This window comes from Novosphingobium ovatum (assembly GCF_009909235.1).
GTDB classification, from domain to species: Bacteria; Pseudomonadota; Alphaproteobacteria; order Sphingomonadales; family Sphingomonadaceae; genus Novosphingobium; species Novosphingobium ovatum.
This window is the reverse complement of the sequence record NZ_JAAAPO010000005.1, coordinates 25,621-38,952: the sequence shown is the minus strand read 5'-3', so window position 1 is coordinate 38,952 and position 13,332 is coordinate 25,621. Positions and strand designations below refer to the sequence as shown.

Sequence of the window (13,332 nt, the reverse complement as noted above, 5' to 3'; positions counted from 1 at the left end):
CGCTTGACGCTCACAGACGATCAGCAAAGGGCCGCCCGGTGAGAGCGGCCCGTGTTGTGTCACGGCAAATACGGGGACAGCGCGGTCATAATGCCCGCCGCGTAACGGTCGGACAGATGCGCCGTGCCCCGGTCAATGGGATGGCCGTCACCGCCGAGATAGCGCCCGTTGTTCGACCCCCAAATGCCGGACGCGCTGTTGTAGCCCCATGTGATGATCGGCGGAACAGCGCTGGACGCAGGCACCCAGCCGTGGGGGTACTGGTCGGTCGCGGCGAACACATCGTACCCCGCCTTGATCGCCGTCTCCGCCGTTGTCAGGTCGCTGTTGTCGATCAGCGGAAACACGCCGCCGCGCAGGATGACGCCGGTATTCCCACCCGCCCGAATGGCCTGCATCGTGGCTGTAGTTGCCGCCGTCAATTGCGCGGACGTGTATCCATTGCCGGTGCGATCATTGACCGAACCTGCGATAAACCACAACGCCGGATTGAGCGCCAGCGCTTCGGCAATCCGCTCACCGTACTTGTAATAGGACGATCCACCGGGATTCAGCTCACCCGTCCCGCCAGTCGAGAACGACCACATATCCTGAACGCCCAGCGTCATCGCCAAGCGGTTGCACACGTCATTTCCGGCCAGCCACGGCCCCCAGCCAGACCCAGCAACGGTGCTGTCAGAGATAACCACCCCGCGCATGACCTTACCCGGCTCGGTCCAAACCTGCGCCTGAGCGTCGATCTCAACCCGGTTGAATGCGTCATACCCCTGTGCCGACAGAAAGATGACATACCGCCGCCGCTTCATCGCGGGCCAGGTCAGCGAAATATACGGGCTGGCGAGCGGAAAGCCTCCCGGCTTGATGAACCGCAGCCCTTGGCCGTCATACTGGTCAACGGCGATCCGCCAAGAGGACGTTGAGGTAGATCCAGCCGCGTCAATGACAACCCGCGAACTGTCGCAATGGAACTCGATGCGCCGCCCCGGCGTGTAGGACGGTGTTGCGGCCTTGGCGTTAAAGCCGGTGGGGATCAGTCGGTTCGCACCGTCATAAGCCGCATACGCCCCGAATAGCGAAAACGCAGACGGAATGTCCTTGTATTTCCACGAGTAATTGCCATAGGCCGGGTCGCTTGTGGTCTGCGCGACAGTCGGCGCGGTGGCGTCATTCGTGCTGATTTGTGCGGGTCCGACATAGGACCACAGAACGGTGCCATCGCTGGCATAGTTCGTTACGAACGAGGGGCCGCTGCCACTTGAAGCAGTCGTTCCAGCCTGTATCGCAGCGTACCAGTAGCCGTTCGCGGCCACCATATCGCCACGCGCAACGGTCATGCTGGTGGTCCACGCGGGCGGCGCAATCAGCGGGGGGCGCGTATAGACATTGCCCGACTGCGACTGACGAAACGCAGCGGCGATCTGACCGAACTGGTCGCGGTACGCCCCCACGCCTTGCGCATTCAGCGCCAAAGCGCGGGCAGCCTCCGCCTCGTCCCGCGCATCAAAGTCCATGGTCATTGATACACCTCATAGGTCAGGGCGCCGGAGGTAAGGGTGGCCTCAAGGCGGTAGATGGCTCGGGAGCAGGTTTCCTCGGTGATCTGGGCATTGACGCTGCCCGTCCAAACACCCTTCACCGTTCCACTCCCGGTCGTGATCGCCTGCCATGTCGAGCCGCCATTGATCGAGCGTTTCAGCTGGACGCTGCCGGCCCACGACCCTGACAGGGTGACCCAGATCGGACGCGCCAGTTGCGGCGTAAACTCCCCGCTGTTGCCGGAAGCCGAAAGCGTGCCACTGACCGGCTGACTGGTGGCGGCGAAGGCATCCATACCCACAACCGAGACGAGCTGAATAAACACGCCATCGCCCAAATCCTTGTATGTGCGATCTGCGCCAGCAAGGGCGGAAACTTGAGATACCATCGGTCAATCCTCCACTTTGGCGACACCAGCCGCGATCATCCCTGCGGCCCAGGCACGCAGTTTGATGAGGTCTGCGGTGTTGGCGGTGCAGCCGGTAACGTCGGCGGCTGGGACGGCCACCAGCTCGGCAGATAGGTCTGCGCCACCGCCACGCGGGGCAGCGTGATCGGCTCCGCGCAGATCGGCCGCGCCGTGGCCACCGACAGCGCCGGGTGAGCGCAGCCCGCCAGCGCCACCGCCAGCCCGGCCAATGCCAGCGCTGAGGCCCACCACGCACTGTCCAGCAGGATGCGCAGCCGCATAGCGGCGGGCGGCGGCGGTGACGGCGGCGTCAAATTCGGCTGATCCATGATCGATCCCTTTGGCCAAGGCCGCACTGATCGCGGCGGGACGGTGGTTTTCGGTGGCCTGCGCGGTGGCGGCGGACTTTTGCGCGGCGGTGATTTCGGCGATGGTCGCCTCGGCCGTCAGCGCGCGAGGCCGCCACCCCTCCACGCTGACAATCGGCACGCGCCACCAGATCAACGGCAGGCTGATATGCAAACCGTCAATGCGGACCGTCTGGACGCCACACAGCGCGAACAACGCCAGCACCAGCCAACCCCCCGCCCGGTCCAGACATTCGCGCCACAGGCCGCCCAGCGCGGCCCACAGCCGCCACGCGCGCACGGCGGCCCAGATCGCGGTGGCGGTCATGCCGCGTTGCCCGCCAGAACAGCCGCGAACAGCCACCCGGCCTTGCAGACCACATGGATGGCCTGATCCTGATTAAATGACAGTCGGCCCCGGCATTTGGCATCATCAGTGATCCAGTGGATGCAGCCCTCGGCCAATGCCAGCCACCACAGGCCGGTGATGATCGCGACAGCCGCGCCATGGATGGCGCAATGGGCCGCCATCGCCTGCTGCCATGGCACACCGGGGATAGGCGCAACCCGGCTTTTCGCCTTGGCCAGAAAATCGCCCTGCAGCGGATAGTCGCAGATGAAATGTGCGCCGATCAACAGCACGGCCATCATCGCGGCGCTCATTCGCCCGCCCCCGTCTGGCCCACTCCGGTCAATTTGGGCTGTTGCACCACCCGCGCCACCGCGATCGACACGGCGGCCACGATGGCAAAAATCTGGACATATTCGGGCGGCAACGCGGCGCGCACATCATCCGGGATCACCGGCCACACGATGCCGGGCAGCGCCACCAGATAGGCGATCCGCACCGACCACGCGGCCCACAGATGCCGCGCCCAATTTTCGATCAGGGTCAAACGCATGTCGGCCTCCTATGCCTGACTGATGGAAACAACGCCCCCGGCGGCCACCTGATAGGGGCGGACGCTGGCGGGCTGTTGATGATAGGGCGGGCGGCGGCGGTCGATGCAGCGCCATTTGGGGATCGTTTCGATCGCCACCCGGTTGCCCTGATTGCCGCCCAGGACGTGGTATTGCTGGGCATCTTCGGCCACATACAGGCCGACATGGCCGCCACCGCCCTTGCGGCTGAACACCAGCACATCGCCCAGCGACACGCGGTCGGCGCGGGTCCCGAATTTGCTCCAGTTGCGCGCCCACAGGGGATCGGCCACCACCGGCTTTCCCGCGCGGTGCGCGCAAAGGGCCACGAACAGCCCGCACCACGGCACGTCATCGTCGGAAAGTCCGGCCACGTTCACCCCGGAGGCGGCCAGCTCGTCGCGCCAGCTGATGATGGTGGCGTTCGATCCATGCCCCACCACCTCGGCCACGCCCAACAGGGGCACGGCCACCGCGATCATGCGCGGGGCATCGGGCGCGGTCAGATGGGGGTATGCGGCCAGAGAATTGCTCATTGCTTTTCCGCTCCGAAATACTTGTCCGCCGCGCGCGCGACCAAGCGGTCGAGCGTGTAGGGACCAAGGTAACTGGCGATGATCGCGGCGGTGACAGTGGGTTGCAGGTCAAGATGCCACCACGCGCAGCAGCCATAGGCGACCCAGCCCATGCCCAGCGCGATGGGCAGATCGAACAGCAACGCCGCAGACCATGGCTTGCGATTGCCGCGCTGGACCTCGCGCGCGTGGAACATCAGGCGGCCCAGCATTCCCGCGCCGCCTGTCCAGACATAGGCGTCCGGGATGATCGCCGGATCGCTCATGCCGGCGCCTTCACGCGCCACGTGATTTTATGCAGCGTGCTTCCAGCCGTTCCGCCGCTCCACTGCACACGCACCTGAAAACCAGCAGCAGTGATCGTGCCATCAATAAGCTGAGGCCAAGTGTCGTAATCACCATTCGATGGGATCACGCCTGTCAGTTGAATATCGCCTATGCTTGGCACATGCGAATATTCAACCGGGAAAGATACCGTGAACGGCCCCTCGCTCCCACCGGGGACATAGCCCCACTGTTCAAGGAAATAGCCGCCAGAGCCATCCGGAAATTTATGCCATCGACTACTTGTTCCACTGCCACTGGTTATCGCGCTGGCCGCCACAAAATAGCCCGTGTCCCGTGTGGATGCCGTCCCTAGCCCCAACGCACTGCGCCCCGCAGCAGCATCCGCCGCCGTGCGAATCTCCTCGCCAACGGTCGTTTCATCAGCGTGATAGCCGTTCAGCGCGGCGATTGACGTGGTGTGGCCAGCCACGGTGGTCGAAAGACCATCAACAGTCGCGTCAAGCGCAGCCAAGTCAGCGGTTTCGGCGAACTGCCCGTCAAATGCCTCCAGCGCCGCATAAACCGCGTGCGAAGTCGGGACGCGCCGCGCGTTGTCCGTCAGCGTGTTGCTGATCAGATACGGCTCCTGCGCCTGCGCGATCAAGCCCTGCGCGTCGATATAGGCCCGCACAGCCGCCCGCACCGCCGCATGGCCAGCGTCGTTCCAATGGGTATGGTCGCCGCTGTCATAGGTGGCATTCAGCGCCGTTCCAGTGCCCACCAGCACGGCGTAAATGTCGATCACCGGCCACGCCTGCGCCTTGAGCCACGCGTTGAACGTGGGCACGTTGGCGTTGCCGATGGGCGGCGCGGTCAGGCAGATCGGCGTGATACCGCCCGCGATCAACTGGCCAATCAGCGTGGTATAGTCCGCCTCGATAGCCGAGAGCGTGCGGCCCGCGATGAAATCATTCGTGCCCAGTTCGACAAAGGCATACTTCGGAGCCATCGCCACCACCGACGTGACCGCATGGTTGCTGATCCAATCGGAGGTTTTCGAGGACGGGGCACCGAAAATCAGCACATCGCCCGGATAATCAGCCCGCAGCAGCGAGGCCCAGCCATTGGCATAGGACGCCGCCTCCCGGCCCTGCGTCAGGCTGTTGCCCAGACACGCGAAGGTGGCACCGGCGTAAGGCGCACTGACCTTGAGCGCGGTCAGAGACATCGCGCCCGACACAAAGCGCACGCCCAGCGTCGAGAACATCCGTGGCATTTCGTCAGAGGTATGCGCAAACACCTGCGTCTCGGTCAGAACGTGGTCGGCGGTCGCGGGATAGGTCCATGTCGCGGTGACCTGATTGCCGACATAGGCATAGCGCACGCGGATCGATGCGCCCGCCGAGAAAGCATAATAGCTGCTGTCGCTCGCCCGGATGGCCCCAGCATTCCACAACCGGGCAAAGGCGCGAGTGGCCGCGCTGGGGTGCGCCTTCAGCTCGGCCGCATACAGCCCCAGCGTATTGTTCACAGCGCCCACCAGTGCGCCCGTGCGATCGGCGGCAGGGAAGCTGGTCAATGTGAACGTGGCGTCCACAGTCACCGCATCGCCGCACCATTGCAGCAGGTTCCCGTCCGGGCCCTTGATCATGCAGTCCAGCGCCTTGTCGGTGCTGGCATTGGCGAATGCGATCGATCCGCTCGCCACCGTCAGCGCGGCATCAGCCGGATAGGACAGGGCCGTCATCAGATCACCGCCCGCGCTGTCAAACAGCACCCCGTCAGCCGCCGGGACCGGCGCGCCATCGGTCGAAGCCTGAACATGGACCGTGCCAGCCAGCGTCCCGGTCACAGCGGTAAGCGATGACACCGGCGCAGTCTCATATGCCTCAGCCGAAACAGGCACATCAGTGGCGATGGACACCGCCACGAACTCATAGCCAGGTGCCGCCGAGATCCGGCGATAGGCTGCCATCCGGCCCAGCGCGTCAGTCGTGAAACCCTCGCCCACCGCAAAATCAGCCAGCGCGGCGGCGAAGGTGGCACGGTAGTTTGCCGCCCCAGAAGCCAGCGCGGCAGAGGTCTGCGCGTCATTGGCGCTACCTTGCGCCGCCGTTGCCAAGCCGGATGCCGCCGTGAGAAAAGGCGTCAACGCATCGGCGCCGAACGGCTGAACGATGGCAGCGCCATCCGAAACGGTGATCGTCACATCGGCCATTATACAGTCACCCCCGCGCGCACCGTGAATTTGCCCTCCAGCCAGCGGACCTTGCCCACACCGCCGCCGGTGATGACCAGATCATAGGCCAGCACCAGATCGCCCCCGCGCGGCGCGGTGAACGGCAGCGCCTCGATATCGGCCTCGGCAAAGGTCAGGGTCAAAGTGGAGGTGGAGAGGCCATCAACAGACGCCACCGAAATTGCGATGCCATCACCCACCGACAGAGACAGCAGCGGGTCGCCGCCAGCGTCCTTGTAGGCCCGGACATGCAGCGCAGCCGCCGCGCCCGTGAAATCAAAGCCGGTGAACGCGATAGCCAGCGTGGCGGGCGACCAGCGATTGACCGCGATGTCGTATTGCGCGCCAAGGATCATGTGTAGCTCCCCCGGAAATCCTCGACAAAGCGCACCTTGTCGCTGGAGGTGAACCCGATTTCTGACGGCGAGGTCATATCTCCGTCCAGCCGACAGACGCAGCGCGGGTCGATCATCTCGACCGGATCGCCAGCGGTGGCCGCTTCGCGCAGGGGGTGCGACAAGGTGACGCTCGCGGTGGTCGCCGTCTGGCTGACAACGCGCGCAATGCGATAGGCCCGGTGCCGCATCGTGGCATGGTCGATGGACAGCCACATGCCAGCTTCCATCGGGCCGGGCAGATAGGCGATGGCAAGGTCCAGAGTGGTCGCGCGCAAGGCCGCGTCTGCCGCCAGAGTGACGCCCGTGTCGGTGCTGATGGCCTCTGCTTCGGTCCAGAAGGGCAGGGTGGTCGGCACGCGAATGTCTTGATTGAACTGGTGGCGCAGGTCCGCGATGGGCACGATTACCGCCGTCACACCGCCTGCTAATTCAGCCGACCATGCGCGCCATGCCCGCGCGATTGCGATTTCATCCAGATATGGCGCGGAAAATTCGACCGCAAACCGTCCGCCGCCGTCGGTCGAAACCACGTCCTCTTGCCCGGATAGCGACGTGCCGCCAGACGTGACGCGACGTTCGATGTCGGCATTCATGCCGCTGAACGAAAAGGCGTAGGTCGGAAAAACAAGCATGTGGCTTGCCTATGCCCGACCATGCGCCCGCTTTACCGCCGTCAGGTGATGACCGCCGATACCGGACCGGACAGCGTTCCGGCCACACCCGCGCTGCTGTAGGGCCGGGCCCAGAAATAATGCGTGCCCGCCGCGCCGCTGTAGGTCGCCGACATGACCTCGCCAAGGCCGCCGGATACATCGCCGCCGATCTGCGCTGCGCCGGAGAACGACGACGTTGCAGAGCGGTAGAGCCTGACATAACCGAGGTTCGATGACGTGGGGTTGCGCCAAGAAATCCCCGCCGACCCTGTGCCGCCGGTTGCGGCCAGAGAGGTGACATTCGATGGCGCGAGAGCCGACAGGGCCGTGCTGACCGTCGTGGTGCTCGACCATTCTGAGCGCCGCCCATCGCCAACCAGATAGGCCACCTGCACCTCGACAGAGGCATTGGACGGGACGACAGAGGTGTTCAGGATGATCGCGGAGCCATCATCGGCGTCAGAATATGCCTCGTCAGCGCCCCAGACAGACGCCCCGGCCAAGCGCCAGTGCGCATACCATGTCAGGTCGCTGCGGTCAGGGCCATTGACCTGCACCTGCAAGCGAACGGATGCCCCGTCATAGATCGCCGCAGCGCTGTCGATGGTTGGCGTTGCCAGAGATTCGAGCGCCACTTCACTGCCGACCGCCGCCGGTTCACCTTCTTCTGTCGCCGGGTTCCAATTGTCGATGTTAGGATCAGCCTGCACCCACTCGAACGTGACGCCGCCGCTCAGTGTGCGGCTGAGCGCGGTGATTTCGGCCGGGCCATCGTAAAACACGGCATTGCCCTCGGCCAGATGCAGCCAGATGAACCGCTGCCCGCGCGCGATGCGCCCCGCGATATTCGTGGTGACGGTCCCCCGATTGACCGCGTTTCGCCGCGCCATGACGCGCTTGGCCAGATAACGGGCCTGCGCATGGCTGGGCACGGCCGGGTCGAAGCTCTCCGACAGCTCCTGCCCGCGATTGCCGATATCAGTATCATCGCGCCACGGGTCGCACTCGACAGTCGCATAGGCATGGAGCGATGACACGTAAGAGCACACCAGATGGTTGACCGCCTCGTCGTCGTCAACGCCGCCGCCCTGCCAAGTGTAGGACACGATTTCGTCAGGCCCAATGGTGACGGTCGGCGCGTAATAGCGGCCCGAATAGATCACATAGGCCCCGTCTGCACGGGTCGCCATCCAGCCGTCGAACGTGGCAAGAATGGCGGCCTTGGTGGCCTGGTGCTTGTCCGTGTGCTTGTGCGAGACGCATGAGCGATAGCGGGCTTCTGTCCCGCCGTCACTCAAGGCGCGCTCAAGTTCGCAGTCCTGTGCAGCGGCAATCCAGTATTCCAGCGTCGGCGCGATTTTGCGTGCCCACCATTCCTCGCGCATCGCGCGCAACGCGGCGGCATATCCCGCATCGGCCTTGGGCAGTTCCGGCCGAAATTCGCGCACCATCATGTAATGCAGCAGGTGGCGGACTGGGTTCTCCGTCCACGTCCACCCGCTTTCATCTAGCGGGTCTTCTGCCTCAGGATCAGGGCAAGCCTGCCAGCGCGCCACCAGCGACGGCGTCGGCGGGACGCCCTGCGGATAGATCTCGCTGAACTTTTCGTTGCTGACAGGGGCCGAAAACAAGGCCAGCGCCACCACGCCATCGCCGCGATGGCTGGAGGTCCAGACGCCGGGCAACATGCCGACAGCAGTTCCGAATGCTGTCCCCGGCGCACTGCCATCCGTGGTGTATAGGCTAACCTTGTAATCGCTGTATCGGCCATCGCCACCGCCACCGACGAAATCGCCCAGCATTTCCATGGCATCGTCGCCCAAATACCGGGTCTCGATCCCATCCAGCTTTCCATCATGGATGGCGTAGATATCAATCGCCGTGCCGTTGCTGGAGGTCACATAGAGGACATAGGCTCCGTAAAGCCGAGACCGGCCATAAGCAGACACACGCGGCGGGCGCTGGTTCTTGATGCTGCCCTCGGTCGTCTCAGGCTTCTGCGCAGATCCGCCCAATAGCGAGTTGGCGACATAACCGACCACGGAGGCCGCGATGCCTGCGCCAATAGGGCCGATGAACGGAACCAGCACCAGAAAGGTGATGATCGACAGGATCGCGCCGAGAACTTTACCCATAAACCACCCGCCAAATTCCGATGACATATTCAGGTGCGACACTGGCCACCGCCAGCCCACGCGGCGCGACAAATGCCCACCGTCGCCCGGTCCAGATTGCGCCCGCATGTTGGCCGGCCACCTCGATCAGGCCCACATCGCCGGATAGCGGTTCGGCGGCGAGTGAAAGCCCTGCGCGCTCCATGCCGGTGAGAAACGCCTCCTCGATGCCGCCGCGCGTGTCCGCCGCTGCTTCGCTGGCGTATGTTCCGCGCCAATCGGCCATCGGGTCTGGATAGCCGTTAGCCACCACCCAATCGGCGGGAAAGATGCAGCAGTCCCAGATACCGACCTGATGGTGCCGCATAGCCGCCTGGGCGAGGTAAGAGCCGAGGTCCATCAGACGGGCCCCCAGCGCCGCACGACGCCTCGGCTGATTTGCGCGACATGGCTAAAGAAGGTGTCGCCCGGGTAGTCACGCTGCTGGTCAGCATCGGTGAAATAGGCGTTGGGCGCACGTCGGCGCGATGTTTCGCCAGCGGCCACGGTCAACTTGATCGATCGCACGCGGTCGCCGTTACTGCCGTCGCTATCGACCGTCAGCTTGACGCCTTCGCCGCACCATTCCCACTCCACGGCTGAAACCTGCCACGCATCATCGAACTGCACGCGCCCGATCCACACCAGCGCGCCGGGGATCTGCAACGCCTCCTCTGTGGCGAAAACGATGGTTTCCTCGTTCACACCCGACAGGCTCACGTCCAACCGCTGTGCCGTGCCGTTGATGATCTGCTGGAGGTCTGGAATCTCGACCAACTGCCCCATGCCGGAGAAAATCGTGTTCTCAGGCAAGACAGCATCGGCGGGGAGCAACAGGGGGCCGTGGCCGGTCCAGAATGACGCCGGATCGTCCGTCTCGATGCGGAAAACATAGCTCTCGCGGTATGCGGGCATCAGTATCCGTCCCGCTGATAGCCATTCATCCGCGTCGGGACGCTGCGCGTGACGGCCTTTGCGGTCTGCACGTCCATTTGCTGGGCCTGCGCCAGAATGTCCTTGGACAGCGATTGGGCAAACCCGGCAGGCGTGACAGAGTTGCGGGCGTCAACCGAAATGTTGAACACGCGCCCGTTAGCGCCGCCACCGCCGCCAAGGGCATTCACGCGCCCCAGAGGGATGATCTGCCCAGACACGTCCGGCCGGAAATACTCGACCCGGCCAGAAGACGCGCCCTCGTTTACCCGATAGGTCTGCCCTGCCTGCACCGAACCGCCCGACGCACGACCAAACATGCCTGTAATGGAGCCAAGCAGCCCAGAGAAGAAATCGCCGCCACCCGTGCCGCTGGTGGCGCCCTGCAAGGCGTTGGCAATGGGCTTCAGCAGGATTTGCTCGATCAGCATGTTCAGCAGGCCGGTAATCAATGGATCATCGGTGCCGATAGCCTTGGTGATCGCCGAGGTGATGCCGTCGCGGACGTGGTTCAGCTCGTCCACCACATAGCCCTCGACCTGATCGGTGATCGCACCGCCGCTCTTGTTCAGGCCGCGCGCATAGGTGGCAAGGGGGCTTTCGTTTGACCGTTCAGCGGCGGTGACTTTCCCGGCCCGCTGATCATCAAGCGCCTTTATCGCGATAGCGGCCCGTTGCTTTTCCGCCGCCGTCGCTGTCCCTGACGCCAAAATCGCTTGCTGAATGCTCTTCTGATACTGGTATTCCAGATCGACCAACGCCAGCGCGATCCGCCGCCGCTCGCTCGTGCTGTCGGCCAAGTCCAACTGCTGCTGCAAAGCGTCTCGCTGGGCGTCATACTGCGCCCGCGCCAGATCGGAGGCTTCCTGTTCAAGCTGGCGCTGCTCATCATTCTTGATCGCCTGCCGCATCGGGGTTGGCTTGCCGCTCACCACAATATTGCCCTGCGCGTCCAGACCGCTGGTGCCGTAAAGCTTGTTCAGCGCGGCGATCTGGGCCTGCTTCTGCGCCTGCGTGTAGTGCTTGTCGGCCTCGATTTGGGCGCGGCGCTCGCGGTATTCGGCATCAAGCAGATCGCGGCTGATGCTGGCCCGCTGCCCCGCATCAGTGGTGATGTCCAGTTCGGCGCGAAGCTGCTCTTGAGCGAGGCGCTGCATTTCCTCTTCATGACGGGCGGCAGTTTCAGCGACGGTTGGGCCGGTCTTTTTCGGCGTCGAACCACCACCCATTTTCCCGGCGGTTATCGGCTTTTCCGCCGCCGCGATTGCGGAGGACAGTTGGGTGATCTGCGCTTCGTAGTTTTTCACTCGGCCACTGGCCGCCCTGACATTGGCCTGCGCCTGCCCCTCCTGATCCAAGAGCACGCTGTTTGACGTTTCGGCGCCGGTGAGCGCGCCAGCATCCATCGCTGCCATATACGCCTGCGCCTTTTTCAGGGCAGCTTGCGCGGCAATGAGATCGGTTTTGGCCGTCTTGAGGTTCTGCTCTGCCAGCTTCTTCGACTCACGGGCTGCCGAAATCGCTGCATCACGCGCTGCGCCGTGGGCATTCGACAGCTTCATGGCGAGGTCTGCCGCGTTCTTGCTGGACAACGCCGACTGATCCAGTGCGACCTGATAGGCCTTGGTGGCCGGGGTAACCTCATTGGTCTTGATCGCGATATAGACAAGGCCAGCCGCTAGAGCCGCCAACGCGATACCCCAAGGCCCGCCCATCGCCGCCGCCAGTGCGCTGCCACCCCGCATCGCCACGCCCTGCGCCACGCTCAGCCCCGTCACAGCCGCCGAGGCCCGCGCTGCCGCCATGGCTTCCGCGTTCATCATCCCGGCAACCTCAGCCTGCGCGATAGCCAGAGCCGATGCCGTCTGCGTTGCTCGCACGTCAGCCGCCGCCTTGACCACGTTTGCCCCAGCCGCCGCCAGAGCCGACGCCACATACTTCACGCCCACCAGCGCCGCGATGGTGGCCAGCGCCGGGATGATCGTGTCCAGATTGTTCGCCAGACCAGTGATCGCCTGCGTCATAGCCGCTGTCGCGCCGTTGGCTTTGTCAGCCTCGCCGACATAGCGCGTCAGGTTGTTGCTCAAGACGGTGAATGCGCCGGAAATCGTGCCACTGGCTTTGGCGGCCCTGCTTTCCAGATCAGCGACGCTCGCGGTGATGGCTTGGAAAAGCTGGACGTTGGACACGCCCGCGCCCTTCATGTCCTGCATCTTGTTTTTCAGACCCGCGAGAGTCCCGCCGGTGCCATCGATATGCTTGGCTGCCTCCTGCAGGACAGGGTAAAGCCCCCCCTCCATCATCTGATTAAATTCTTCGGTTGATACGCGGCTCTGCCCCAGAGCCTGACCAAGTCCAAGGAACGCCCCCTGCGCCGCCACCGCTGACGTGCCACTGATCTTCAGCGATGCAGAGGTGGCAGTTGTCAGGCCCACAAGCTGCGCCTGCGATGCCCCCAGCGCATCAGCATTCTGCGCCGCTCGGCCATACAGGCCGCCCACGCTCTCAAGCTGCGTCTGATACTTGTTGGCGATCTGGAATAGGTTTTCCTGCACAGCGGCAAGGCTCTGGCCTTCCAGACCGGCCACCTTCAGGCTGTTTTGGAACCGGGTGAAGCTGTCGGCCATCTCGACAACCTTGTTCACCGAAAAACCCGCCGCCAGCGCTCCCGCGATGCCTGCCAAATGCCCCTTGATCGACCCGCTGGTGCGGCTGAACTCCTGCTCTAGCTGCCGCGCCCGCGCCTCTTGGCGTCCGAGCTGCTGATCAACCGTTGTGGTCGCATTGCGAATGCCCGTCAGATAACCGTTCAGGTCTGCCCGCAGTTGCAGGATAAGGGGGTCGATTTCAGCCACGGCAGCCTCCGCAAATAACGGAGACTGCTATCGCTCAAGGGTGGGC

The 13,332-nt window shown here is 63.9% G+C and carries 14 protein-coding genes; all 14 read right to left on the bottom strand.

Going from position 1 to position 13,332, the window contains the following annotated elements; genetic code table 11:
- Window positions 1-59: 59 nt before the first annotated feature.
- From GTZ99_RS12545 to GTZ99_RS12480, 14 genes are read right to left on the bottom strand one after another with little or no spacing between them, the layout of a single operon-like run.
- On the bottom strand, window positions 60-1,517 hold the full coding sequence (locus GTZ99_RS12545) for a hypothetical protein (RefSeq protein WP_161719408.1): 1,458 nt from the start codon (window positions 1,515-1,517) through the stop codon (window positions 60-62).
- Window positions 1,514-1,924, bottom strand: a complete 411-nt coding sequence (locus tag GTZ99_RS12540; RefSeq protein WP_161719406.1) for a hypothetical protein — start codon at window positions 1,922-1,924, stop codon at window positions 1,514-1,516. The genes GTZ99_RS12545 and GTZ99_RS12540 overlap by 4 nt, the downstream gene beginning before the upstream one ends.
- Before the next feature lie 3 nt (window positions 1,925-1,927).
- Window positions 1,928-2,620, bottom strand: a complete 693-nt coding sequence (locus GTZ99_RS12535; RefSeq protein WP_161719404.1) for a hypothetical protein — start codon at window positions 2,618-2,620, stop codon at window positions 1,928-1,930.
- Window positions 2,617-2,955 carry a DUF3307 domain-containing protein gene (locus GTZ99_RS12530; protein WP_161719402.1) on the bottom strand — a complete coding sequence of 113 codons (339 nt, stop codon included), beginning with the start codon at window positions 2,953-2,955 and terminating at the stop codon, window positions 2,617-2,619. Before GTZ99_RS12530 ends, GTZ99_RS12535 begins: the two co-directional genes overlap by 4 nt.
- Window positions 2,952-3,194: a DUF7940 domain-containing protein gene (locus GTZ99_RS12525; RefSeq protein WP_161719400.1), complete on the bottom strand. Its 243-nt coding sequence runs from the start codon at window positions 3,192-3,194 to the stop codon at window positions 2,952-2,954. The genes GTZ99_RS12530 and GTZ99_RS12525 overlap by 4 nt, the downstream gene beginning before the upstream one ends.
- A 9-nt stretch (window positions 3,195-3,203) precedes the next feature.
- Entirely contained in the window at window positions 3,204-3,749 is a 546-nt protein-coding gene (locus GTZ99_RS12520; protein WP_161719398.1) for a TIGR02594 family protein, read from the bottom strand.
- Window positions 3,746-4,054 (bottom strand): phage holin family protein, encoded by a 309-nt coding sequence (locus GTZ99_RS12515; RefSeq protein WP_161719396.1) that lies wholly within the window; start codon window positions 4,052-4,054, stop codon window positions 3,746-3,748. The genes GTZ99_RS12520 and GTZ99_RS12515 overlap by 4 nt, the downstream gene beginning before the upstream one ends.
- Window positions 4,051-6,273: an SGNH/GDSL hydrolase family protein gene (locus GTZ99_RS12510; protein WP_161719394.1), complete on the bottom strand. Its 2,223-nt coding sequence runs from the start codon at window positions 6,271-6,273 to the stop codon at window positions 4,051-4,053. Before GTZ99_RS12510 ends, GTZ99_RS12515 begins: the two co-directional genes overlap by 4 nt.
- Window positions 6,273-6,650, bottom strand: a complete 378-nt coding sequence (locus GTZ99_RS12505; protein ID WP_161719392.1) for a hypothetical protein — start codon at window positions 6,648-6,650, stop codon at window positions 6,273-6,275. Before GTZ99_RS12505 ends, GTZ99_RS12510 begins: the two co-directional genes overlap by 1 nt.
- On the bottom strand, window positions 6,647-7,324 hold the full coding sequence (locus GTZ99_RS12500; RefSeq protein WP_161719390.1) for a hypothetical protein: 678 nt from the start codon (window positions 7,322-7,324) through the stop codon (window positions 6,647-6,649). The genes GTZ99_RS12505 and GTZ99_RS12500 overlap by 4 nt, the downstream gene beginning before the upstream one ends.
- 41 nt (window positions 7,325-7,365) lie before the next feature.
- Complete coding sequence (locus GTZ99_RS12495; RefSeq protein ID WP_161719388.1) at window positions 7,366-9,480, bottom strand: hypothetical protein; 2,115 nt, start codon at window positions 9,478-9,480, stop codon at window positions 7,366-7,368.
- A complete protein-coding gene (locus GTZ99_RS12490) occupies window positions 9,473-9,859 on the bottom strand; it encodes a DUF6950 family protein (RefSeq protein ID WP_161719386.1) in 387 nt (128 codons plus the stop codon). The genes GTZ99_RS12495 and GTZ99_RS12490 overlap by 8 nt, the downstream gene beginning before the upstream one ends.
- Complete coding sequence (locus GTZ99_RS12485) at window positions 9,859-10,413, bottom strand: hypothetical protein (protein WP_161719384.1); 555 nt, start codon at window positions 10,411-10,413, stop codon at window positions 9,859-9,861. Before GTZ99_RS12485 ends, GTZ99_RS12490 begins: the two co-directional genes overlap by 1 nt.
- On the bottom strand, window positions 10,413-13,286 hold the full coding sequence (locus tag GTZ99_RS12480) for a tape measure protein (protein WP_161719382.1): 2,874 nt from the start codon (window positions 13,284-13,286) through the stop codon (window positions 10,413-10,415). The genes GTZ99_RS12485 and GTZ99_RS12480 overlap by 1 nt, the downstream gene beginning before the upstream one ends.
- Window positions 13,287-13,332: the final 46 nt, after the last annotated feature.

What these genes read in the sequence shown, in the direction of transcription:
- GTZ99_RS12545 (WP_161719408.1), bottom strand. Translation starts at nt 1,517, where the DNA reads ATGACCATGGACTTTGATGCGCGGGACGAGGCGGAGGCTGCCCGCGCT.
- GTZ99_RS12540 (WP_161719406.1), bottom strand. Translation starts at nt 1,924, where the DNA reads ATGGTATCTCAAGTTTCCGCCCTTGCTGGCGCAGATCGCACATACAAG.
- GTZ99_RS12535 (WP_161719404.1), bottom strand. Translation starts at nt 2,620, where the DNA reads ATGACCGCCACCGCGATCTGGGCCGCCGTGCGCGCGTGGCGGCTGTGG.
- GTZ99_RS12530 (WP_161719402.1), bottom strand. Translation starts at nt 2,955, where the DNA reads ATGAGCGCCGCGATGATGGCCGTGCTGTTGATCGGCGCACATTTCATC.
- GTZ99_RS12525 (WP_161719400.1), bottom strand. Translation starts at nt 3,194, where the DNA reads ATGCGTTTGACCCTGATCGAAAATTGGGCGCGGCATCTGTGGGCCGCG.
- GTZ99_RS12520 (WP_161719398.1), bottom strand. Translation starts at nt 3,749, where the DNA reads ATGAGCAATTCTCTGGCCGCATACCCCCATCTGACCGCGCCCGATGCC.
- GTZ99_RS12515 (WP_161719396.1), bottom strand. Translation starts at nt 4,054, where the DNA reads ATGAGCGATCCGGCGATCATCCCGGACGCCTATGTCTGGACAGGCGGC.
- GTZ99_RS12510 (WP_161719394.1), bottom strand. Translation starts at nt 6,273, where the DNA reads ATGGCCGATGTGACGATCACCGTTTCGGATGGCGCTGCCATCGTTCAG.
- GTZ99_RS12505 (WP_161719392.1), bottom strand. Translation starts at nt 6,650, where the DNA reads ATGATCCTTGGCGCGCAATACGACATCGCGGTCAATCGCTGGTCGCCC.
- GTZ99_RS12500 (WP_161719390.1), bottom strand. Translation starts at nt 7,324, where the DNA reads ATGCTTGTTTTTCCGACCTACGCCTTTTCGTTCAGCGGCATGAATGCC.
- GTZ99_RS12495 (WP_161719388.1), bottom strand. Translation starts at nt 9,480, where the DNA reads ATGGGTAAAGTTCTCGGCGCGATCCTGTCGATCATCACCTTTCTGGTG.
- GTZ99_RS12490 (WP_161719386.1), bottom strand. Translation starts at nt 9,859, where the DNA reads ATGGACCTCGGCTCTTACCTCGCCCAGGCGGCTATGCGGCACCATCAG.
- GTZ99_RS12485 (WP_161719384.1), bottom strand. Translation starts at nt 10,413, where the DNA reads ATGCCCGCATACCGCGAGAGCTATGTTTTCCGCATCGAGACGGACGAT.